Source organism: Nocardia sp. NPDC050378 (assembly GCF_040655675.1).
Classification (GTDB): domain Bacteria; phylum Actinomycetota; class Actinomycetes; order Mycobacteriales; family Mycobacteriaceae; genus Nocardia; species Nocardia coubleae.
In genome coordinates this window covers 77,156-99,527 of record NZ_JBFAKI010000013.1, presented here as the reverse complement: position 1 = coordinate 99,527, position 22,372 = coordinate 77,156, and the positions used below count along the sequence as shown (strand labels likewise).

Genomic DNA, 22,372 nt, shown 5'->3' with positions numbered 1-22,372 from the left:
AGGGGCTTGCAGAAGGGTCAGGAAGCGGTGCGATCGGTGAGCCCACCGACCGTCACCACATACTCGTCGGACGTATCGTCGAAGCTGATCGAATAGGTGGTCGGATACCGCGCGGTGCGCTGGTAGGCCTGTGGTTGCGGGATGTCACCGGTGAACGAGGGCTTGGTGAGCAACCATTCCAGGGTGAACATCGGCTCGGTGAAGATGTACTGGCCGTCCCAGGAGCCGTTGATCAGGGTGTGCGTGAATTGGCCCGGTGCGACCGGATTGCTCATATCCAGCCAGTGCACACCCATCGCGGGGACCGCCTGCACCTCGATCGGCTCGGGTGCCGTCACGTAACCGGCGGGCATGTATTTCGCGTCCGGGTTCACGGCCGCCTTCGCCAGGAACTGCGGATCCTGCGGGCTGATCGCCGTCACCGCCGCCGCGTCGATGAAATAGAAATGGGCGTCGAAGTGCGGCTTGTCGAACATGCCCACCGGTGGATGGCCGTGCGGCACCCAGTCGAAGGTGAGGTGGTCGACCACCGCGCCCGCCGCTTCCTTCGGCAGCGCCAGGGGTCTACCGGCGGGGGGTGGGCCCTCCGGCGCGCCGGCGGGCATGGGCAGCCCCTCCAGCGCCGCCTCCTGGATTCGCAGGCCGACCTCGGTCGGCTTGCCCGAGTCGTCGGTGGTCACGTAGGTGCGGATCTGCCCGTTGCCGAGGGCGAGTTCGTCGCCGTAGTAGGTCGTCGCGTCACTGTCGTCACCGCAGGCCGCGCCGAAGGCGAGCACGAGAACGGCGGCCAGTGCCGTGGTGATGCCGCGAGTACGCATGGTCATCACCTCAGTTCCGTGCGTCGGACGGCCGCCTCGAACACGTAGGTCATAGCTCCTCCAGTCAACGGATCTGTCCTGACGGTAGGAGTCACAGCGGCAACAGACGTCCGCCGAAATACTCATCCGGCTACTCATTGCGCCGCAGTTTCCATTCGGGCGGATGAACGGTGCGCCGGAATCGGACACTGCGGTTAGGCTGAGCTCGTCCTGGTTCGGTAAGGATGGGATCGGCAATGGGATGGACCTTCACCGCGGACGAGTTCGCGCACGTCTGGCGGGAGACCGGTCACGACCGGGTGCCTTTTCCGCTGCGGTTGCTCGAAACGCCGCGCACCGAGGACGAAGCGCGCCGATTACGTTCGACGCTCGACCAGCGACTGACGCCCGGCACCGATCCCGACCTCACCGCGTGCCTGCGGATCGTGGCCGAACCGCACGCCAGGATCGTGCTCGTCGGCGGCGGGCACACGCCGGGCAGCGAGATCCGGCTATTGGCCTGCGCTGTCTACGATCACGCGGTTCTCGTCGTGCAGGAACCCGGCACCCGGCCCGATTACGGTGGGCAGGTGCGGGTTTCGATCGGGCACAGTGCCGGAATCGGCGCGCGCGTCACCGCCTGTCTGCCCGACACACCACCCGGACGTGAACCCGCGCGTGAGGCGGCGGCCGACGCGGTGCGCGACGAGGAGACCGTGATCGCGGCCCATCCCGCGGTGCCTCGGATCCAGCGTTTGCTGCGCCGCCCGCACACCGCCGAGGGGCATATCCGCATCGAAACCGGACTCGACCGTGAAACCCCTTCCCCGCCGCTGCATTACAGCTGGATCGACGTCGCCGGCGACGGGCGCTACCTGCTGCGCGTGGGGGAAACGGTGCACGTGGTTCCCGCTTCGACCGGTCAGCTCGCCGCGCAACTGCAGCGCCGGGTGGCACCGGCGCACAGTTCGCACAATCGTAGGTCCGGCTAGCCTGGACACCGACGCTTGATCTGGAGGGGAGACGCGATGACGATCGACAGCAGCCGAGCCGAGATCTCCCGGTTCCGCAGCGCCGCCGCGGCGGGGACGGTGAAATTCACGCCCGAGGCCGCGCGCCGGTGTGCCGATCTCTACGCACAGCAGGCCGACCGGCTCGCCGAGTTGCGCCACGACCTCGAAAATGCCGCCGAGGCAGGCGGATTCGGTGGTTTCGTCTCCGCACAGCAATTACAGGCCGGCTTCGCCCACAAGGCGCGCGACGCCGCTGATCTGCTCGATCGCTACATCGAAGCGGCCTACCGGATGCGTGAGGCGTTCCTGCTCAGCGCGGGCCTCTACGAGGAAGCCGACGCCGCCGCGGCCGCCGCGCTGCGCGCCATCGATACGCGGGTGCACTGATGAGTACTGATCCCACCTACATCAGTGCGATGGAGCATTTCGAATCCATGCCGCACGAGCAGATCTACGCGCGCACCCAGCAGATCGACGCGGGCGAGATCCTCGGCGCCTCGATGGCCTGGCTGGAAACCGCCGCCGCCCTCGTCACCCTGCCCGTCGCCAAGGCCCATGCCGACCAGGTGATCGAGGAGGCGGGATGGGAAGGCGCGGCCGCCGAAGCCGCCGCGGCGAGCACCCGCAGCTTCGCCGCCGCCATCGACGAATTGGCCGCGGTGATGGCAGAAGTCGGCACCCGCCTCGGTGGGGTGGCGGCCGCCGCCGAAGCGGTGAAACTGGCGGTGGTCGCCCCCGGTGACTCCGGCCCGGTCGGCACCATCGCCCGTCTGCTGGCAGCCGCGGATGTCATCGACGCGCAGATGGCGGCCGAAGCGTTGCGCCAGGAAGCGCTCCTGGCCATGAACATGATCTACAAACCGGCCTACACCCTGGCCGGCACCGGCGTTCCCGCCCTTCCCCTGCCCACCGCTGATTCACCCGTCCCCCTGGACAACCCGCCCCGAACCAACGGCGCTCCCCCAGCAGAGAGCACCCCGCCGAACCCCGAAACCCCGGCACCCGGCAGTCCGAACAACTCCGCCCCCACCACCGAAAACCCGGGGCCCTCCAACGACGCACCTGCGCCCGAAGATCCGGCGCCCTCCACCGAAGCACCCTCGTTGCCAGAAGATCCGGCGCCGTCCGGCGAGCCCGCACCGCCGAACCCGAACCCCGCCACCCCCAGCGAAAGCCCCACCCCGACCACCGAACACCCGGCCCCGCCCAGCGAAAGCCCCTCCCCCACTACGGAACTCCCCGCACCGGCGAGCGAGATCCCGGCCCCCTCCAGCGCCCCACCGGAGCCACCGAGCGAAAACCCCATCCCGACAACCGAACTCCCAGCTCCGCCCAGCGAAGCCCCATCGCCGACGAGCGAGCTGCCGGCTCCGCCCAGCGAGAGCCCCTTCCCGACAACCGAACTCCCGGCACCGCCGACCGAGAACCCGCCGCCGAGCGAGCTCCCAGCTCCGCCGGGCGAGAGTCCGCTCCCGCCCAGCGAGGCTCCTGCTCCACCCACGGTGAATCCTGCTCCACCCCAGGCGGAGAGCCCGGCACCGCCGCCGAGCGCCCCACCGACTGCGAACCCTGCACCGCCGAGCGAGGCCCCGGCACCGCCCACCCAGCAGGACTCCAACCCGACCGCACCGGTACCCCAGAACGGCCCCGACATGTCCGACCCCGGCGGCCAACCCGGTGTCACCGGCCCGATCCCCGACGCCGAACCCCCATCGCAGCCCGCACCACCACGCCAATCCCCCAACGGCTTGGACCAACCCGGAGTAATACCCCCGCAATAGCCGTCGATCGGCCACCACCCCTCTTCGAGGTCGATGGCCAACAGAAGAGGAGTGATGTCGGAGTTCTTGTTGTGGTCGACAGCTGTGGCGGTGTGCTGTTTCGTGCTCGACCGTCTCGGGCTGTGGGTCGAGCGGCGGGGGTGGATCTACTGGCGCGCGACTCGGCGGTCCGGTAGCGCTGGTGCGGGGATGTTGGCGGCGGTGGACAGCGTGTTCAACCCGGCCGCGCATCACGTGGTGCAGGAACGGGAGTCTCGTCGGCTGATCCGACTCGACGCGGGCTCGGGCGCCGAACTCGAACTGTCGGGACGTGCGGTCTTCGTCAAAGCGCCGAAAGTTCGGGGCTCACACCTTGACCAGGTCGTCCGCGTGGATGACCGGGCGCTGCATGGTTTCGGGGAGGTCGGTGGTGGAGCGGCCGAGCATGGTTGACAGTTCGGTGCTGTCGTATTCGACGACGCCTCGGGCTACCACCTGGTCGTCGGGGCCGATGAGGTCGACCACGTCGCCGCCGAAGAAGCGGCCGCGGAGGCCGGTGATGCCCGCGGCGAGCAGGGAGCGGCGTTCGGCGACGGCGGCGACGGCTCCTTCGTCGATCAGGACGGCGCCGCGGGTGTCGGCGGCGTGGCGGACCCAGAACTTGCGGCCCGACAGACGGACGGGGCGGGCGGCGAAGGCGGTGCCGACGGTGCCGTCGGACAGGGCGGTCGCGGCGTCGGCGGCCGAGGCCAGCAGGACGGGGATGCCCGCGTCGGCGGCGAGGCGGGCGGCCGACAGTTTGGAGGCCATGCCGCCGGTGCCGAGCGCACCACCGCTGCCAGCGATGACGCCGTCGAGGTCGGCGCTGCCGCGCACCTCGGGAATGAAATTGGCTGGCCCTTTGCGCGGATCGCCGTCGTAGAGTCCGGCCACATCGGAGAGCAGGATCAGGGCGTCGGCGCCGACGAGGTGGGCGACGAGGGCGGCCAGGCGGTCGTTGTCACCGAAGCGGATCTCCTCGGTGGCGACGGTGTCGTTCTCGTTGACCACCGCCACGGCCCCGAGCGAACGCAACCGGTCGAGGGTGCGCTGCGCGTTGCGATGGTGCTCGCGGCGGGCGAAATCGTCCGCGGAGAGCAGTATCTGGCCGACGGTGCGGCCGTAGCGGGCGAACGAGGTTCCCCAGGAATGCGCCAGGGCGAGCTGGCCGACACTGGCCGCGGCCTGTTTGGTCGCCAGATCCTTGGGCCGCTTCGACAGGCCGAGCGGTGCGAGCCCGGCGCCGATGGCACCCGAAGACACGACGACCACATCGGACCCGGCGCGCATCCGCGCTTCGACGGCATCGGCGAGCAGATCGAGGCGGCCGGTGTCGAGACCGCCTTCGAGGCTGGTCAGGGCCGAAGACCCGATCTTCACCACCACGGTGCGCGCCGACACGATCGCGGCCCGCCCCTGACTCAGCTCCGAACCCACCTGCATCGCCCAACTCCCTGCACGAATCGTCGTCGACGGGCTCGCAGGAGCCCTACCGCAGTATGCCGACCGACTCGTCACGCCCGACAGCGAATTTCGCCGGGCGCGACACCACCGTCAACTCTTCCGTTCACCGTTCTCGTCGAGCAGACCACGCCGCGCCTGTGAGGCGAGCTTGCGCTCGGCCGCGCCGACCCGCTCGTTGTTCTCGAGCCGCAGGTCGGTGCCGCGCCCGGTCGGCTGCATGTCGACACCGGCCGAGATCTGCGGCTCCCACTCGAAGGTCACCTCGCCGATGGTCACCGGGCAGCCGGGTTCGGCACCCTGCTTCACCAGCTCCGCTTCGACACCGAGACGAGCCAACCGGTCGGCCAGGTAGCCGACGGCCTCGTCGTTGTTGAAATCGGTCTGACGGATCCAGCGTTCCGGCCGGGTGCCGCGCACGATGAAACCGCCGGGTTCCTGCGGATCGGCGATCACGCTGAAACCGGACTCGTCGGTCGCGATCGGGCGGATGATCGGACGCTTGGGCGCAGCCTTGGGGTGGTCTTCGCGGTACTGGCGGACCATGTCGGCCAGCGCGAAGGTCAGCGGGCGCAGACCGGCACGGCTCACGGCCGAGATCTCGAAGACCGGCCAGCCGCGGGCGGTGAACTCGGGCGTCACCATCTCGGCGAGCTCTTTGCCGTCGGGGACATCGGTCTTGTTCAGGATGACCACGCGGGGGCGGTCGGCCAGGTCGCCCAGGCTCTCGTCGCCGGAGAGCGCGGGTTTGTACGCGGCGAGCTCCGCCTCGAGCGCGTCGACATCGGAGACGGGGTCGCGACCGGGTTCGAGGGTCGCGCAGTCGACGACGTGGGCGAGCACCGCGCACCGTTCCAGGTGCCGCAGGAAGTCGAGCCCGAGGCCGCGACCCTGGCTGGCGCCGGGGATCAGGCCGGGCACGTCGGCGACGGTGAAGGTGGTGTCGCCGGACTGCACCACGCCGAGGTTCGGCACGAGCGTCGTGAACGGGTAGTCGGCGATCTTCGGCTTCGCGGCCGAGAGCACCGAAACCAGCGACGACTTACCGGCCGAGGGGAACCCGACCAGACCGACGTCGGCGACCGACTTCAGCTCGAGGACGAGATCTGTTTCCTCGCCCTCCTCACCGAGCAGCGCGAAACCGGGCGCCTTGCGCGCCTTGGACGCCAGCGAGGCGTTGCCGAGCCCACCACGACCACCACGGGCGATGATGAACCGGTTGCCGACGCCGACGAGGTCGACCACGACCTTGCCGTCGCTGTCCACGACCACGGTGCCGTCGGGCACCTGCAGCACCAGGTCGGTGCCCTGCTTGCCGTCGCGGTTGCCGCCCTCGCCCGGCTTGCCGTTGCCCGCCTTGGCGTGGGGATGGAAATGGAAATCGAGCAGGGTGTGCACGTTGGCGTCGACCTCGAGGATCACATCGCCACCGTTGCCGCCGTTGCCCCCGTCGGGACCGCCGAGCGGCTTGAACTTCTCACGGTGCACCGAGGCACAACCGTGTCCACCTCTACCGGCACGAACATGCAGCACGACGCGGTCGATGAATTTGGACATGGGTTGATCCTCCTCCTTCTGACTTGTCGTTTTCGGTAAGGTGTCCGGTCTTGCAGTGAAAGTCTACGAACACGACAGAGCGGGTCAGGGAAACCCTGACCCGCTCTGGTGTCCGTGGGGAGCTGACGCTCCAGGCGGTCAGGCCTGGACCGGCTCCGGGACAACGATGTTGACGGTCTTGCGGCCACGCTTGGTGCCGAACTCGACCGCGCCCGCCGCGAGGGCGAACAGGGTGTCGTCGCCACCACGGCCGACGTTGACGCCGGGGTGGAAGTGGGTTCCGCGCTGACGGACGAGGATCTCGCCCGCGCTGACCTTCTGGCCGCCGAAGCGCTTCACGCCGAGGCGCTGGGCGTTCGAATCACGACCGTTCCGGGAGCTGGATGCACCCTTCTTATGTGCCATTGCTTCGTCTCCTCGGGAATTCTTACTTGATGCCGGTGACCTTGATGACCGTCAGCGGCTGACGGTGACCCTGGCGCTTGTGGTAGCCGGTCTTGTTCTTGAACTTGTGAATCCGGATCTTCGGACCCTTGGTCTGATCGACGACCTCGGCGGCCACGGAGATCTTGGCCAGCTTGTCGGCATCGGTGGTCAGATCGGCGCCGTCGACGACGAGAACCGGGGTCAGGGCCACGGCGTCGCCGGGCTTGCCCTCGATCTTCTCGACCTTCACCAGGTCACCGACCGCGACCTTGTACTGCTTTCCGCCGGTCTTGACGATTGCGTACGCTGCCATCGGTCGGCTTCCTCCACTCACGTTGGTCCTGCACATGTCCACGCCGCAGCTGCGACGCGTATTCCTGGGCTCATCCCCGCACGTGCGGGGGAAGAACGTTAGCTGCCTGCCTGCGGTATCACCCGGCCGTCCGGCCAGATGCCCAATCGCTGGGCAGCGACCGACCTAGGTTACCAGAACGGTATGCCGTCCCCCAATTCGGCCGGTCAGGGCCGAATCGGGGGACGTCACCTCAGTTCGATTCCGGCGCAGGCGCGCCCGCCGGACGTGCCACCGCACGCCTGCGCGGTTTGCGCTGCGGGACGACGACGGGTTCGGCGTCGAAGTCCACGACGGCTGCCGCGGGCGGCTGCTCGTTCGCCGAGACGACGAACACCGCGCCCGCGCTGTCGGCGGCCGGAGCCGCCGTCGAACGGGCTACACGACGCCTGCGCGGCGCCCGGGCGGCCGGTTCCTCGGCCACCGGTGCGGGTTCCTCGGCGACGGGAGCGGTGGGCTCCTCGACGGGTTCCTCGGCGAGCGAGGACGATTCGACGGGCTCGACCGTCGGCGCCTCGTCGGCCGGGGCAGGCGTGACGACGACCTCCTCGACCACCTCGTCCTCGGCCGGGACGACCCCGGTCAGCGCGGGGCTGTCGATCGCGGTCTCGGTCTGCGCGGCGCGGTTGGACCGCCGCGACCGGGACCGGGAGCGCGAGCGGGTCGGCTCGGGAGCCGGCTGCTCGGTCTCGACCTCGGCCGACACCGTCTCGCCGTCTTCGTCGCCGTGGTGGGCGGCCATCGCCAGCGCGACCGGGTGGGCCCGCTTGACAGCGATGTCCTCCTCGTCGGGCTCGGCGACCGGTGCGGTGCCGTTGGTGGCCGGTGCGGCCGTCTGGACGGGCTTGGCGTCGCGGTCCTTGTCCTTGCCGCGACGACGCCGCGAACCGCTCTCCTTGCCGCGCGGTTCCTCGACACCCGACCCGGAATCGACCGGGTAGGAGTGCACGAGGATGCCGCGGCCGTGGCAGTGCTCACAGGTGGTGGAGAACGCCTCGACCAGGCCGGTGCCCAGCTTCTTGCGCGTCATCTGGACCAGGCCCAGCGAGGTGACCTCCGACACCTGGTGGCGGGTGCGGTCGCGGCCGAGCGCCTCGGTGAGGCGGCGCAGCACCAGATCGCGGTTGGACTCGAGCACCATGTCGATGAAGTCGACGACGATCATGCCGCCGATGTCGCGCAGCCGCATCTGGCGCACGATCTCCTCGGCCGCCTCCAGGTTGTTCTTGGTGACGGTCTCCTCGAGGTTCGAGGAGCCGGAACCGGTGAACTTGCCGGTGTTGACGTCGACGACGGTCATCGCCTCGGTGCGGTCGATCACCAGGGTGCCGCCCGAGGGCAGCCACACCTTGCGATCGAGCGCCTTGGCCAGCTGCTCGTCGATGCGGTAGGCGTCGAATACGTCGACACCGTTGTTCTCGTGCCGGTTCACCCGCGGCAGCAGGTCGGGGGCGACGGTGCGCACATAGTTCTCGACGGTGCTCCACGCGCGCTCACCCTCGATGACGAGCTTGGCGAAGTCCTCGTTGAACAGGTCGCGGATGACCTTGACCAGCATGTCCGGCTCTTCGTAGAGAGCCTTCGGCGCGTCCTTGGCCGCGTTCTTCGAGGCCTCTTCGATGGTGCGCCAGGTGGCCTGCAGCCGTTCCACATCGCGCGCCAGCTCGGGCTCGCTCACGCCTTCGGAGGCGGTGCGGATGATGACGCCCGCGTCGGCGGGCACGATCTCGCGCAGGATCTCCTTGAGCCGCTTGCGCTCGGTGTCGGGCAGCTTGCGGCTGATCCCGGTGGAGGTGCCACCCGGCACGTACACCAGGAAGCGACCGGCGAGCGAGATCTGAGTGGTCAGACGCGCGCCTTTGTGGCCGACCGGGTCCTTGGAGACCTGGACCAGCACGGTGTCGCCCGGCTTGAGCGCCTGCTCGATCTTGCGTTCCTTGCCGCCCAGACCGGCGGCCTCCCAGTTCACCTCACCGGCGTAGAGCACACCGTTGCGGCCGCGGCCGATGTCGATGAACGCGGCCTCCATGCTCGGCAGCACGTTCTGCACCTTGCCCAGGTACACGTTGCCGACCATCGATGCCTGACCGGAGCTGGTCACGAAGTGCTCGACGAGGATGTTGTCCTCGAGCACCGCGACCTGCGTGGTGGTCTGGTGACCCGGTGCGTGTTCGGCCGGATCGAACGCCTTCTCACGCACGACCATCACCCGGTCGACGGCCTCGCGACGGGCGAGGAACTCCGACTCGGTGAGGATCGGCGGACGGCGGCGGCCCGCGTCGCGGCCGTCGCGGCGGCGCTGACGCTTGGCTTCCAGGCGGGTGGAACCGGAGATGCCCTGCACCTCGTCGGAGGCACCGGCCCGGCTGCGGCTCTTGTTGCGCGGCTCGCGCTCGTGCACGACCGTGTTCGGCGGGTCGTCCTCGGCAACGCCGTCGGTGTCGGCGGACTCCCCGCCGACCTTGCGACGGCGACGGCGCCGACGGCGGCGGCTCGCGCCCTCGGGCTGGCTGTCGTCGTCTTCGTCGGTGTCGTCGGACTGCTCGGCCTCGGCCGGGGCGGACTGCTCGGCGGCGGGCTCGTCCTCGGTGTCGTGATCGTCGGAGTCGTTGTCCTCGCCGTCGGCGGACTGCTCGCCACGGCCGCGACCGCGACCACGGCGCCCACGACGACGGCGGCGCGGCTGCCCGTCGGCGTCGTTGTCGCTGTCGGAGTCGGTATCGGTGTCACCGGACTGGTCGGTGGCCTCGGTCTCGTCGAGCGCCTCGGGCTCCTCGACGGGCTCTTCCACCTTCTTGGGCGCGCGTTCGGCGCGACGGCGCTTGCGCGCCTCCTCGGCGGCGCTCGCGTCGGGCGGCAGGAACAGCGGCATGCCGACCGAGGGCGCCTCGAAGGCCACCGGTTCGGGAGCCGGTTCCTCGGTCGCCCGGTGCGTGAACAGCCCGGTGTGGGCGTCGTCGGCCATCGGGGCGAACACCTCGTCGGGGCGCGCGACCTCGGGCGCGGAGAACAAGGTGGTGGTCGGGTCGGCCGGCTGCTCGGCGACGGGTGCGGTGGCTTTCTTCCTACCCCTGGTGGTCGGGGCGGGTGCCGGGGGTTCGCCGGTTTCGGCGTCGGCGGCGGCGATCGCGTCGCGTACGGTCTCGGCGACCGCTCGGTCGACATTGGATTGCACGCTGCGCGCCTCGGCGCCCAGCTCGGCCAATTTGGCCAGGATGCGCTTGCTGGTCACTCCCAGTCGTTTGGCCAGTGCATGAACTCGAATTCGCTCCGGCAATTGATCGGCATCCTGTTGTGTTGTGTCCAGCGGCTCTTGTTCGGCCACGAAGTCTCCTCGGGCCCCCGGGCGCGTCCATCCCCGGTACGGGAGTGACGCGGCCGGCGCGGGGGCATCGTCCGTGCACCTCGTACCCGATGGTACGAGGGTCATCTGGTCTCGCCCCGCGTATCCGGTCGCGCCTGGAATCGATCATCTGGCGGGCCAACCGGTCACGCGGCGCCTGGCTGTACGGCGTGACGCCGCGCGCTGAGGCGCTCATCCAGCGTGCCCGGCAACCCCAGCAACAGGGTTGTCCATGGCAGCGATGATCGGCATCCAACTGCGGTGTCATCCGGTCATGTCCGTCGCCGCTGCCGCGTACCTGCGCGTCAGGCTGTCACCGACCGCCCTGGTGGGGCTTCGATGACATCGGTATCGAACACATCCGTCTTCAGTATCCCATATGGTTCGCGCGGTGATCGCCATCGGCGCAACTCGCGCGCGGAACCGTCACTCGAGCCCGTCGCGTCCGAACCGGACGCGACGAGCGAGGACAGCACTGTCAAGCAGGGAATTCGGGGAACCAGAGCGCGATCTCGCGCTTGGCGGACTCGGGCGAGTCGGAGCCGTGGACGAGGTTGTACTGGGTCTCGAGACCGAAGTCGCCGCGGATGGTTCCGGGGACGGCCTTCTCTACCGGGTCGGTGCCACCGGCGAGCTGACGGAACGCCGCGATCGCGCGCGGGCCCTCGAGCACGGCCGCGACGACCGGGCCGGAGGTGATGAATTCGATCAGCGAACCGAAGAACGGCCGCTCGGCGTGTTCGGCGTAGTGCTCGCCCGCCAGTTCGGCGGACACGTTCTTCAGCTCCAGCGCCTTGATGGTGAGGCCCTTGCGCTCGATGCGCGCCAGGACCTCGCCGACGAGGCCACGGGAGACACCGTCCGGCTTGATGAGTACCAACGTCTGCTCAGTCACGCGCTAACCCTAGCGTCGGGTAGGCGTCTACGCCGAACGACCCCGTTCAGGACTGAGTCCGCCGCATCCGCTGGCTCGGCAACAACCCGGCGTCCATGCGTCGTTGCACGTCGGCGCGCAGCAGCAGGATGAATGCCCACACGGCCGCGAACACCAGCCCGATGATCCCGATCGACAGGTGGATGAACGTCCCCGCCAGCACCAGGACCTGCAGCCCGAGGTTGAACGGGATGGCCCACGGCTTCCGCTGCAAGCCGGCGCCGAGGATCATCAGCAGCGCCAGGACCACGAGATAGGTGCCCGAGAACCAGGTCACCCCGCCGCCGACCGAACCGACGACCGGCAGTGCCAGCAACACCACGATCGCCTCGAGGATCAGCGTCCCGGCCATCACCCCCCGGAATCCCTTCCAGGGGTCGGTAGCGGGTGGGGGTACCTCACTCATGCTCGATCCGTTCGACGTGCTCGCGTCGTTTTCCGGCTGACCACTCACGCCGGCCCCTTCCCGAACAGTGCGCGGGCGGCGCCGGCGGTGACCACCGATCCGGTGACGATCACGCCCGCACCCGAGATCACATCACCGTCGTCGCCGGCCTGCTCGGCCAGGGCGATAGCCGATTCCAGGGCGTCGGGCAGGGTGTCGGCGGTGATCACGCGTTCGTCGCCGAAACGCTGGACAGCCAGGTCGGCGAGGGTGTCGACGTCCATGGCGCGCGGTGACCCGTTGCTGGTGACGACGATCTCGTCGAACACCGGTTCCAGGGCGTCGAGGATGCCCGCCGCGTCCTTGTCGCCGAGGACGGCGACCACACCGACCAGCTTGCGGAAGTCGAATTCGCCGGTGAGGGTGTTCGCCAGCGCCTGCGCACCCGCCGGGTTGTGGGCGGCGTCGACGAAGATGGTCGGCGCGTTGCGCATCCGTTCCATCCGGCCGGGACTGGTGACGGCCGCGAATCCGGCGCGCACCGCCTCGATGTCGAGCTGACGCTCGGCGCCCGCCCCGAAGAACGCCTCGACGGCGGCCAGCGCGAGCGCGGCATTGCGGGCCTGGTGTTCGCCGTGCAACGGCAGGAAGATCTCGTCGTAGACGCCGCCGAGCCCCTGCAGGGTCAGCAGTTGGCCGCCGATCGCGACGGCCCTTTCCAGCAGCCGGAATTCCGCGCCTTCGCGGGCGACCGCCGCGTCGGCCTCCACCGCCCGGCGCAGCAGCACGTCCATCACCTCGGGAGCCTGCTCGGCGATCACCGCGACGGTGTCGACCGGAACCAGTGCTTCCTTGGCGCGCTTGATGATGCCCGCTTTTTCCTTGGCGATCGACTCGAGGTCGGGGCCGAGGTACTCGGTGTGGTCCAGGCCGATCGGGGTGATCACGGCGACCTGGCCGTCGATCACGTTGGTGGCGTCCCAGGTACCACCCATGCCGGTCTCGACGACGGCCACGTCGACGGGTGCCTCGGCGAACGCGGCGTAGGCCATGCCGGTGAGCACCTCGAACTTGCTCATCGCCGGGCCGCCCGCCTCGGCGGAGCGCTGGTCGATCATGTCGATATACGGTGCGAGCTCGTGGTAGGTCTCCACGTACCGGGCGGGGCTGATCGGCGCGTTGTCGATGCTGATCCGCTCGGTCGCCAGCTGCAGGTGCGGGCTGGTGATCCGGCCGGTGCGCCGGTGCAGGGCGGTGAGCAGCGCATCGATCATCCTGGTCACCGAGGTCTTGCCGTTGGTGCCCGCGATGTGGATGGCCGGGTAGTTGTGCTGCGGGTTGCCGAGCAGATCCATCAGCGTGCTGATGCGCGTGAGCGACGGCTCGATCTTGGTCTCGGGCCAGCGTTTGTCGAGTTCGGCTTCGACGAGCGCCATTTCGGCCAGCTCGACCGGCGACGGACCGGTGCCGAGCTGGGCCGGGCGGTAGTCGTCGCCGCCGAAGCCCGCGTTCTCGGGTCCGAGATCGCCGTCGTCGGGGCCGATGTCGCTCACTTGGCGCTCAGCTCCGCCAGGCGCGCGCTGATCCGGGCGACCTCCGCGGTGGCCACCTCGCGGCGAGCGGTGATCTTGTCGACCACCTGCTGCGGCGCCTTGGCCAGGAACGCCTCGTTGGCCAGTTTGGCGGTGGTCTGGTCGAGGTCCTTCTGCGCGACCGCGAGATCCTTTTCCAGCCTGCGCCGTTCGGCGTCGAGGTCGATGGCGCCGGAGGTGTCGAGCTGGACGGTCACCGTGCCCGTGGACAGGCGAACCTCCACTTCGGCGGTGGTCGCGAAGTCGTCACCGGGTTCGGTGAGGCGGGCCAGGTTCGCCACCGACGCCGCGAAACCGGCGAGTCCGGCGTCCTCGATGCCGACCAGCGTGGCCTTCACCTTCTGCTTGTCGGCCAGGCCCTGATCGCCACGGAAGCGGCGGATCTCGGTGATGAGCCGCTGCGCGTCGGCGACCCGCTGAGCGGCCCGCTCGTCGGCGGCCACACCACTGGCCTGCGGCCACGGCGCGACCACCACCGACTCACCGCCGGTGAGCGCCTTCCAGAGGGTTTCGGTGACGAACGGGATCACCGGGTGCAGCAGGCGCAACACCGCGTCGAGCACCGTGCCGAGGACCACCGAGGTGCTCTCGGCGCGCGCGTCGGACTCGGCGAACTGCACCTTCGACAGTTCCAGGTACCAGTCGCACAGTTCGTCCCAGGCGAAGTGGTACAGCGCCTCGCAGGCCTTGCCGAACTCGTAGGCGTCGAACGCGGCGTCGACATCGGCGCGGACCTGATCGAGCCGGTCGACGATCCAGCGGTCGGCGTCGGTGAGAGTCTCGCGTGCGGGCAGGTCACCGGTGCGCGCACCGTTCATCAGCGCGAACTTGGTGGCGTTGAACAGCTTGGTGACGAAGCTACGCGAGGCCAGCGCGTGCGACTCACCGACCGAGAGGTCGCCGCCGGGCTGGGCGCCGCGGGCCAGGGTGAAGCGCAGCGCGTCGGCGCCGTAGGAGTTGATCCAGTCCAGCGGGTCGATGCCGTTGCCCCGCGACTTCGACATCTTCTTGCCGTGCTGGTCGCGGATGAGGCCGTGCAGGAACACGTCTTCGAACGGGACCTGCTTCTGTCCGCCCTTGCCCGCGGTCAGCGCCGGATCGTCGCTGACGTACATGCCGAACATCATCATCCGGGCCACCCAGAAGAACAGGATGTCGTAACCGGTGACGAGCACACTGGTCGGATAGAACTTCGCCAGCTCGGGGGTCGCGTCGGGCCAGCCCATCGTGGAGAACGGCCACAGACCCGAGGAGAACCAGGTGTCGAGCACGTCGGGGTCCTGCACCCAGCCCTCGGGGGCCTGCTCGTCCGGGCCGAGGCAGACGATCTCGCCTTCGGGCCCGTACCAGATCGGGATGCGGTGGCCCCACCACAGCTGACGCGAGATGCACCAGTCGTGCATGTTGTCGACCCAGTCGAACCAGCGCGGTTCCTGACTGGCCGGATGGATCTTCACGTCACCGTCGCGCACCGCGTCACCCGCCGCCTTGGCCAGGGTGTCGACCTTGACCCACCACTGCATCGACAGGCGCGGCTCGATCGGCTCGCCGGAGCGCTCCGAGTGACCCACCTGATGCTTGTAGGGGTACTTGCGCCCGACGATGCGGCCCTCGGCCTCGAGGCGTTCGCGGATCTTCACGCGCGCCTCGAAACGGTCCATGCCGTCGAATTCCGTTCCGGTGTCGGCGATCCGGCCCGCCTTGTCCATGATCGTCGGCATCGGCAGGCCGTGGCGCAGACCGAGTTCGAAGTCGTTGGGGTCGTGGGCGGGGGTGATCTTCACCGCGCCGGAACCGAACTCCGGGTCGACGTAGTCGTCGGCGACGATCGGGATCTGGCGGCCGGTGATCGGGTGGTACAGCGTGGTGCCGATCAGTGCCTTGTACCGCTCGTCGTCCGGGTGGACGGCCACGGCGGTGTCGCCGAGCATCGTCTCCACCCGGGTGGTGGCCACGATGACGTGTGGTTCGTCGTCGTTGAGGGAGCCGAAGCGCATGCTCACGAGCTCACCGTCGACCTCCTTGTGGTCGACCTCGAGGTCGGAGATGCCGGTCTGCAGCACCGGCGACCAGTTCACCAAGCGCTCGGCGCGGTAGATCAGGCCCGCGTCGTAGAGCCGTTTGAAGATGGTCTGCACGGCGCGCGAGAGCCCGTCGTCCATGGTGAACCGGTCGCGGCTCCAGTCGACGCCGTCACCGAGGCGACGCATCTGCCCCTGGATCTGGCCGCCGGACTCGCGCTTCCAGTCCCACACCTTGTCGATGAACAGCTCGCGACCGAAGTCCTCTTTGTTCTTGCCGTCGACGGCGAGCTGCTTCTCCACCACGGTCTGGGTCGCGATGCCCGCGTGGTCCATGCCCGGCAGCCACAGCACCTCGTACCCCTGCATCCGCTTGCGGCGGGTGAGCAGGTCCATGAGGGTGTGGTCGAGTGCGTGCCCCATGTGCAGGGTGCCGGTGACGTTCGGCGGCGGCAGCACGATGGAGTACGCGGGCTTGGCCGAGGTGGCGTCGGCGGTGAAGTACCCGGCGTTTACCCAGCCCTCGTACAGGTCGGCCTCTACCTCGCCGGGATTCCAGCTCTTGGGCAGGGCATCGGCACGATTACGCGAGTTGTCTGGGGCTGCGCTGGTCACGCCCCAATCCTAAGGGGAACGGACAACCAGGTTTCCCCCGCCTCACTCCCCAGCCCCAGCCCCGCACGACCCGACCTCGAGGAGGGTCCGCCGCGAACCTCGAGCGCGCCTGCGCTCCGACAAAACAGAGGCGAGGTCTTCGGTGGATGAGGGACACCGAAGACTTCGCCTCTCGCGGTCGACTCTACCGGCGATTTTCGGCCGCCCCTCGAATACATAGCCAATTCTCAGATTCTTCCAAGCGGTGGTCGGCGAGGTTTGTGAGTGTCTCCATCGACACGCGGAAACTGTTGTCCGACAGGCCGGTCGAGGCGAACTCAGGGTGTTCACCGATTGCCGAATTGTCTGTTTTCCCGGAGTCTGGAGAGGGTGACGCCTCCGCTCGATGCCAGCTCCCCTCCCGCCGATCGATCCGTGCCGTCCCGCACCGTCATTCCCGTCTCCTTGCTGGACTTACGCGCGGACCACGTCGACGAATTGCGCTACCCCGCCACGGCGGTGCTGATTTTCGCCGGGGTGCCCGGGGCGGGGAAATCCACTGCGCTGCATCGCCTTTTCGGCGCCGACCCGAACGCCGAGCTACCGGTGCGGACGGCAGCGGGTGCGCTGGTGCTCGATTCCAACCACGCCCGCAACCGATTGCGGCACCGGCTGGGCCGGGTGCCCTATCCCCTGTGGCGTCCGCTGGTGCACCTGGCGCACTACCGGGCGATCCGCGCGGCGCTGCTGGTCGCCGACGGACCGGTCGCCATCCACGACTGCGCGACGTTCGCCTGGAGCCGTCGCCTGATCGCGCGATGGGCGCGCTCGGGTGAGCGCGAGGTGCACATGGTGTTGATCGACGTGCCCGCCACCCAGGCCAGGCGTGGTCAGATCACCCGTGGCAGGCGGGTGAACACCGTCGCCTTCGGCGCGCACTGCCGCCGCTGGGAACGGCTGATGCGCGACCTCGGCGCCCGCGGCACCCAACCACGCACCCCGCTGCCCGCCGCGTCGGTGGTGATCGTCGACCGCCCGACCCTCACCGAGATCTCGCGAATCGCCTTCACACCTGCCGCCTGACCGCCGGAACTCCGGAGAAACACCCCGACTTCGCCACGGGTGCAGGTCAGGGCACCAGCACCGTCAACGCACCCGGCATCGCCTGGACGGTGACGGGAAGGGTGCCCGCCGGTTCACCGTCGGCGGTGGCGTACCCGCCCGACGCCGTGACGGTGATGCGGCGGGCGCGGTACCGCTTGGTCGAGGGGTGATCGATGCGCTTGCCCGCCGACAAAGCGGGCAGCAAGCGCGCCATCTCGAGTCGCGAGACCGCGCCGACCACCGTGATGTCGAGGTAGCCGTCGTCGGGCAGGGCCTCGGGACACACCAGCATGCCGCCGCCGTAGGTGCGGGTGTTGCCGATGGGCGTCATCACGGCGTCGGTGTAGATCACCGCGTGCGCGTCGTCGGGGTTGTCGAGCGCGCCGGGCGCCAGACCCGACATCTCGATCTGGAACGGCAGCGTGTAGCCGCGCATGAGTTCGGCTGCGGCGGCGAAGGTGTAGCGCAGCGGTCCACGCGGGCGTCGCATCGCGTTGGCGCGCAAGGTGACTCGGGCGTCGAAACCTGCCCCGACGATGGTGGCGAACCAGGTGGGCGTGGCGCCGGCGGATTCGATACGGCCCAGATCGATGGTCTTCGTGCGGCCGCGCAACACGATCTCGGCGGCGGCGCGCGGGTCACCGGTGGGGATGCCGAGTTCGCGGGCGAGGTCGTTGCCCGTGCCCGCGGGAACCAGCCCGAGCGGCATACCGGTGTGGGCGACGGCGGCGAGCAGCACGTTCATCAGACCGTCACCGCCCACGCAGACAACCGCGTCGGGCCGCCGGGCCGGGTCGGCGATCGCGGCGGCCACCTGCTCCACCGATTCCGCCGCGCTCGGCGCCCGCACCTGTGCGACCTCGACGCCACCGGCCAGCGCTACCGCCAGGACCGCCTCGGCGACACCGTCACCGCGACCGGCACCGGAGTGCGGGTTGGTGACGAGCAATAATCGCTGTACCGAATGCTGTTTCACGGCACCAGCTTTCCAGGATTCAGCACGCCTGCGGGGTCGAGTTCGTGTTTCACCGCCCGCAGCACCTGTACACCCAGGTCACCGACCTCGGCGCCCATCCACGGACGGTGGTCGGCGCCGACGGCGTGATGGTGGGTGATGGTGGCACCGGCCGCCATGATGGCGTCGCCCGCGGCGGTCTTGGCGACGCGCCACTGCGCGATCGGATCCTCGAGCTGCTTGGCCACGACGGTGAAGTACAGCGACGCACCGGTCGGGTAGGTGTGCGAGATGTGACACATCACCAGTGCGGGCGTGCCCTGGGCGGTGAGCGAATCCGTGAGCGCGGCAGTCACTTTCGCCTTCAGGTTCGCCAGGTTCGACCAGCTGGTCGCGGTTTCCAACGTCTCGCACAGCACCCCGACATCGAGCAGGGCGTCACGCAGGTAGGGCGCGGCGAAACGGCCGTGTGCCCACTGTTCGGCCGGGGCGGTCCCGAGCGCGGTTCCACCGGCGGCGCTGAGCAGTTCGCTCGCTTCGGCGCTGCGGGCCGCGACGTGGGCGGCGGTGCCCTCGAAGGTCGTCACCGCGAGGCAGCCGGAGACAGGCGCGCCGCCGATGTCGCTCGAGCGGGCCAGGTTCAGGCCGGTCTCGGCCTCGTCGGACAAGCGAAGCACCGTCGGCGCCGCACCCGTCTGCACGAGGGTGCGCAGGGCGGCCGCGCCGGTAGCGAAGTCGGGGAACGACCAGGCCTGGTAGGCGGTGGTTTCGGGGATCGGATGCACCCGCACGGTGACCGAGGTGATCACGCCGAGCGTCCCCTCGGACCCGACGAACAGTTCGCGCAGGTCGGGCCCGGCCGCCGAGGCGGGCGCGCGTCCGAGATCGAGGGTGCCCTGCGGGGTGGCGACCACGAGTCGCTGAACCATGTCGTCGAAGCGGCCGTAGCCCGCCGACGCCTGCCCCGACGACCTGGTCGCCGCGAACCCGCCGATGGTGGCGAATTCGAAACTCTGCGGGAAATGCCCGAGCGAAAGACCGTGTCCGGCAAGCAGTTTCTCCGCCTGTGGCCCGGTGAGCCCGGCGCCGAGGGTGGCGGTGCCACTCATCGCGTCCACCTCGGTGAGGGTGTCGAGCCTGCGCAGGTCGAGCGCGATCACGGTGGAAAATCGGCCGCGCACCGGGTCGACGCCGCCGACCACACTGGTGCCGCCACCGAAGGGCACCACCGCGATGCCGTGCGCGGAGCAGTACCGCAGTACCGCCAGCACCGCGTCGTGGTCGGCGGGCGCGACGATCGCATCGGGCGCGTCCTGCGGGCGGGTGTCGCGGCGGCGCAGCAGGTCGAGGGTGCTCTTGCCGCCCGCGTGCCGCAGCCGGTCGACGTCGTCGGTGCCGACGTGTTCGGCACCGACCAGGGCAGCGAGGTCCGCGCGGGTGGTGGCGGTGAGCGTGCTCGCGACCAGCGGCACGTCGCCCTCGTCGCGTCGTGCCGCCGGTTCACCCGAGATCCCGAAGACCTGGGTGAGCAGGCCACGGATCCGCGCCGACAGGGGTTGATGTCCGGCGGGCACACCCCAGGCGTCCCACACCATACTCGGCCGTTCCGCCGTGGATCCGGACATTTCGCTGTTCAACTCGACCATGCGTTACATCCTGACATATAGTGTCAAGCAGTAACTACACGAGAACTCCTCGAGTCGGCCTCCACCCAGTTGTCGGATGTCACTGCCGCGAATTCGCGGCGACGAACCCACCGGCGCGCTCGATACCCTTGGGCGTTCCGGCCAGACCACGGCGCCCCACCACGGCGCCGTCGAACACCATGGGGGTGTACACGATGATCGACCTCGCGGCTCGAGCTGACCAGCGGCTTTCGCCTACCGATATGGCGATTCTCGATGCCGCGCGGGCTTGCGTCGTCGATTTCGGGGTGCGTCGCACCACGCTGACCGAAGTGGCACGCCGCGCCGGTGTCAGCAGGCCGACGGTGTACCGGCGGTGGCCGGACACCGGCTCGCTGATCGCGGAACTGCTGGTGCGCGAGCTGCGCACCATCGTCGCCGAGACCATGCCCGACACCGGCCTCGGCCTGGACCGGCTGGTGCGCGGCATCGTGGCGGGCGCGGCGGCGGTGCGGGCGAACGCGGTGTTCGCCAAGATCTTTCGCACCGACACCGACCTCATGCTCACCTACGTGTTCGGCAGGCTCGGGCGCAATCAGCGCACGCTCATCGAACTGTTCGCCACCGCGATCCGGATCGGCCAGGAAGACGGGTCGATCCGGGCGGGCGAGCCCGAGCAGCTGGCCGCCATGCTGCTGCTCATCGCCCAGTCGGCGGTGCAGTCGGCGGGCACGATGGCGCCGTTGCTCGAGGGCGCGCAGTTCGACACCGAGCTGGCGAGGGCGATCGAGGGTTACCTGCTTCCCTGAACCCCGACAAGGATTGTGATGACTGCTGATTCACCCACCTCGCTCGACGCGGCTCGCCGCACCGCCGACCTCGCCGTGCTCGGCGACCACCCGGAGGTGGATGTGGTGGTGATCGGCGCGGGCGTCACCGGTGCCGGTGCCGCGCTCGATGCCGCCGCGCGCGGCCTGCGCACCCTGCTGGTGGAACGCAACGACTTCGCGTTCGGCACGAGCCGCTGGAGTTCCAAACTCGTGCACGGCGGGTTGCGCTACCTGGCCAGCGGGCGGGTCGGCATCGCCCACGAGAGCGCGGTCGAACGCGGCATCCTGCTGCGCACCACGGCACCCCATCTGGTTCGCCCACTCCCCCAGCTCGTTCCGTTGCTGCCCGGTTTGGGTGCGGCTCAGAGTTCGCTGATCCGGGCGGGTTTCGCCGCCGGTGACGCGCTGCGGGTGGCCGCGCGCACCCGGTCGGCGATCCTGCCGCGATCGCGCAAGGTCGCCGCCGCGGAGGCATTGCGGCTGGCGCCTACCGTGCGCCGTGACGGCTTGCGCGGCGGGTTGCAGGCGTGGGACGGGCAGCTCGTCGACGACGCCCGCCTCGTCGTCGCCCTGGCTCGCACGGCGGCCGGTCAGGGCGCGACCGTGCTCACTCGCATGGAAGCCGTTGCCGCTGACGGAAATTCGGTGCGGCTACGCGATACGCGCACCGGCGAGACGCTCGACGTGCGCGCCCGCGCCGTCGTCAACGCGACCGGAGTGTGGGCGGGCGAGGTCGACAGCAGCATCGAACTGCGCCCGAGCCGCGGCACCCACCTGGTGTTCGACGCCGCCGCCTTCGGTGGGCTCGGCGCGGCACTCACCGTGCCCGTGCCCGGCAGCATCAGCCGCTTCGTGTTCGCCCTGCCCGCCGCCCACGGCCGCGTCTACCTCGGCCTCACCGACGAGGACGCCCCCGGCCCGATCCCCGACGAACCCCAGCCCACCGAAGCCGAGGTCGACTTCCTGCTCGACACCATCAACACCGCGCTGCGGGAACCGCTGACGCGCAAGGACATCCGTGGCCGCTTCGCCGGGCTGCGGCCCCTGCTGAAGACCGCGGACGACAGCACCGCCGACATCTCCCGCGAGCACGCCGTGCTCACCGCACCCGACGGGCTCATCACCGTCGTCGGCGGCAAGCTCACCACCTACCGGCGCATGGCGCAGGACGCGATCGATGCCGCGATCGCGCACGCGGGCCTGTCGGCCGCGCCCTGCGGTACCACCCGCCTCCCCTTGGTCGGCGCGGTGTCCGGCGCGGCCCGCGACCGCATCGACGCCCCACCGGTCCTGATCGAGCGCTACGGGCACGAAGCGGGCGCCATCGTCTCGGCCTGGCTGGCCGACCCGGCCCTCGCCGAACCCGTCGCTCCCGGAATCGATGTCACCGCCGCCGAATTCGACTTCGCCATCACCCACGAGGGCGCCGAAACGGTGGACGATCTCCTCGACCGCCGCACCCGCATCGGCCTGGTCCCCACCGACCGTGCCGCCGCGACCCCGGCCGCCGAAGCCGCCCTCGCCCGCAACGCCGCGATCACCGGACGTCGCCCGTAAGCCGTCCGACTCCGGAAGCAGCCTTCG

At 69.6% G+C, this 22,372-nt stretch carries 18 protein-coding genes; 6 read left to right on the top strand and 12 right to left on the bottom strand.

The window, feature by feature from the left end:
• Nucleotides 1-17: 17 nt before the first annotated feature.
• Nucleotides 18-824 carry a DUF5602 domain-containing protein gene (locus AB0I35_RS24875; RefSeq protein WP_357398677.1) on the bottom strand — a complete coding sequence of 269 codons (807 nt, stop codon included), beginning with the start codon at nt 822-824 and terminating at the stop codon, nt 18-20.
• 230 nt (nt 825-1,054) lie between these two features.
• Here AB0I35_RS24875 and AB0I35_RS24870 point away from each other — a divergent pair, with 230 nt between their 5' ends.
• From AB0I35_RS24870 to AB0I35_RS24860, 3 genes are read left to right on the top strand one after another with little or no spacing between them, the layout of a single operon-like run.
• Nucleotides 1,055-1,789 (top strand): ESX secretion-associated protein EspG, encoded by a 735-nt coding sequence (locus tag AB0I35_RS24870; RefSeq protein WP_357398676.1) that lies wholly within the window; start codon nt 1,055-1,057, stop codon nt 1,787-1,789.
• 36 nt (nt 1,790-1,825) lie between these two features.
• Entirely contained in the window at nt 1,826-2,197 is a 372-nt protein-coding gene (locus AB0I35_RS24865) for a hypothetical protein (protein ID WP_357398675.1), read from the top strand.
• Entirely contained in the window at nt 2,197-3,591 is a 1,395-nt protein-coding gene (locus AB0I35_RS24860) for a hypothetical protein (protein ID WP_357398674.1), read from the top strand. Before AB0I35_RS24865 ends, AB0I35_RS24860 begins: the two co-directional genes overlap by 1 nt.
• Before the next feature lie 345 nt (nt 3,592-3,936).
• Here the strand turns inward: AB0I35_RS24860 and proB are convergent, their stop codons facing one another.
• The 9 genes from proB to AB0I35_RS24815 all read right to left on the bottom strand — a co-directional run bounded on the left by proB (nt 3,937) and on the right by AB0I35_RS24815 (nt 16,295).
• Nucleotides 3,937-5,052 (bottom strand): glutamate 5-kinase, encoded by a 1,116-nt coding sequence (gene proB / locus AB0I35_RS24855; protein WP_357398672.1) that lies wholly within the window; start codon nt 5,050-5,052, stop codon nt 3,937-3,939.
• Between the two features lie 111 nt (nt 5,053-5,163).
• A complete protein-coding gene (gene obgE, locus AB0I35_RS24850) occupies nt 5,164-6,627 on the bottom strand; it encodes a GTPase ObgE (protein ID WP_357149877.1) in 1,464 nt (487 codons plus the stop codon).
• 138 nt (nt 6,628-6,765) lie between these two features.
• The gene (gene rpmA / locus AB0I35_RS24845) at nt 6,766-7,032 is read right to left on the bottom strand and encodes a 50S ribosomal protein L27 (RefSeq protein WP_067486232.1); all 267 of its coding nucleotides are present in this window, start codon (nt 7,030-7,032) and stop codon (nt 6,766-6,768) included.
• Between the two features lie 22 nt (nt 7,033-7,054).
• Entirely contained in the window at nt 7,055-7,366 is a 312-nt protein-coding gene (gene rplU / locus AB0I35_RS24840) for a 50S ribosomal protein L21 (protein ID WP_067486230.1), read from the bottom strand.
• 232 nt (nt 7,367-7,598) lie between these two features.
• Nucleotides 7,599-10,730, bottom strand: coding sequence for a translation initiation factor IF-2 N-terminal domain-containing protein (locus AB0I35_RS24835; RefSeq protein ID WP_357398671.1), 3,132 nt, complete (start codon nt 10,728-10,730; stop codon nt 7,599-7,601).
• 496 nt (nt 10,731-11,226) lie between these two features.
• Nucleotides 11,227-11,643, bottom strand: coding sequence for a nucleoside-diphosphate kinase (gene ndk / locus AB0I35_RS24830; protein WP_067486226.1), 417 nt, complete (start codon nt 11,641-11,643; stop codon nt 11,227-11,229).
• Nucleotides 11,644-11,689: 46 nt separating this feature from the next.
• Nucleotides 11,690-12,088: a DUF4233 domain-containing protein gene (locus AB0I35_RS24825; RefSeq protein WP_067642365.1), complete on the bottom strand. Its 399-nt coding sequence runs from the start codon at nt 12,086-12,088 to the stop codon at nt 11,690-11,692.
• A 44-nt stretch (nt 12,089-12,132) separates the two neighbouring features.
• Nucleotides 12,133-13,503: a folylpolyglutamate synthase/dihydrofolate synthase family protein gene (locus AB0I35_RS24820; protein WP_357398718.1), complete on the bottom strand. Its 1,371-nt coding sequence runs from the start codon at nt 13,501-13,503 to the stop codon at nt 12,133-12,135.
• Between the two features lie 113 nt (nt 13,504-13,616).
• Nucleotides 13,617-16,295: a valine--tRNA ligase gene (locus AB0I35_RS24815; RefSeq protein WP_357398669.1), complete on the bottom strand. Its 2,679-nt coding sequence runs from the start codon at nt 16,293-16,295 to the stop codon at nt 13,617-13,619.
• 414 nt (nt 16,296-16,709) lie between these two features.
• Between AB0I35_RS24815 and AB0I35_RS24810 the strand changes: the two genes are divergently transcribed.
• A complete protein-coding gene (locus tag AB0I35_RS24810) occupies nt 16,710-17,357 on the top strand; it encodes an AAA family ATPase (RefSeq protein ID WP_357398668.1) in 648 nt (215 codons plus the stop codon).
• A 46-nt stretch (nt 17,358-17,403) separates the two neighbouring features.
• Here the strand turns inward: AB0I35_RS24810 and AB0I35_RS24805 are convergent, their stop codons facing one another.
• Nucleotides 17,404-18,354, bottom strand: a complete 951-nt coding sequence (locus AB0I35_RS24805) for a diacylglycerol kinase family protein (RefSeq protein WP_357398667.1) — start codon at nt 18,352-18,354, stop codon at nt 17,404-17,406.
• Entirely contained in the window at nt 18,351-19,928 is a 1,578-nt protein-coding gene (locus AB0I35_RS24800) for an FAD-binding oxidoreductase (protein WP_357398716.1), read from the bottom strand. Before AB0I35_RS24800 ends, AB0I35_RS24805 begins: the two co-directional genes overlap by 4 nt.
• A 293-nt stretch (nt 19,929-20,221) precedes the next feature.
• On the opposite strand from AB0I35_RS24800, the gene AB0I35_RS24795 reads away from it, so the two are divergent.
• On the top strand, nt 20,222-20,767 hold the full coding sequence (locus tag AB0I35_RS24795) for a helix-turn-helix domain-containing protein (RefSeq protein WP_308017143.1): 546 nt from the start codon (nt 20,222-20,224) through the stop codon (nt 20,765-20,767).
• Between the two features lie 18 nt (nt 20,768-20,785).
• Complete coding sequence (locus tag AB0I35_RS24790) at nt 20,786-22,345, top strand: glycerol-3-phosphate dehydrogenase/oxidase (protein WP_357398666.1); 1,560 nt, start codon at nt 20,786-20,788, stop codon at nt 22,343-22,345.
• The last annotated feature ends 27 nt before the right edge of the window (nt 22,346-22,372 follow it).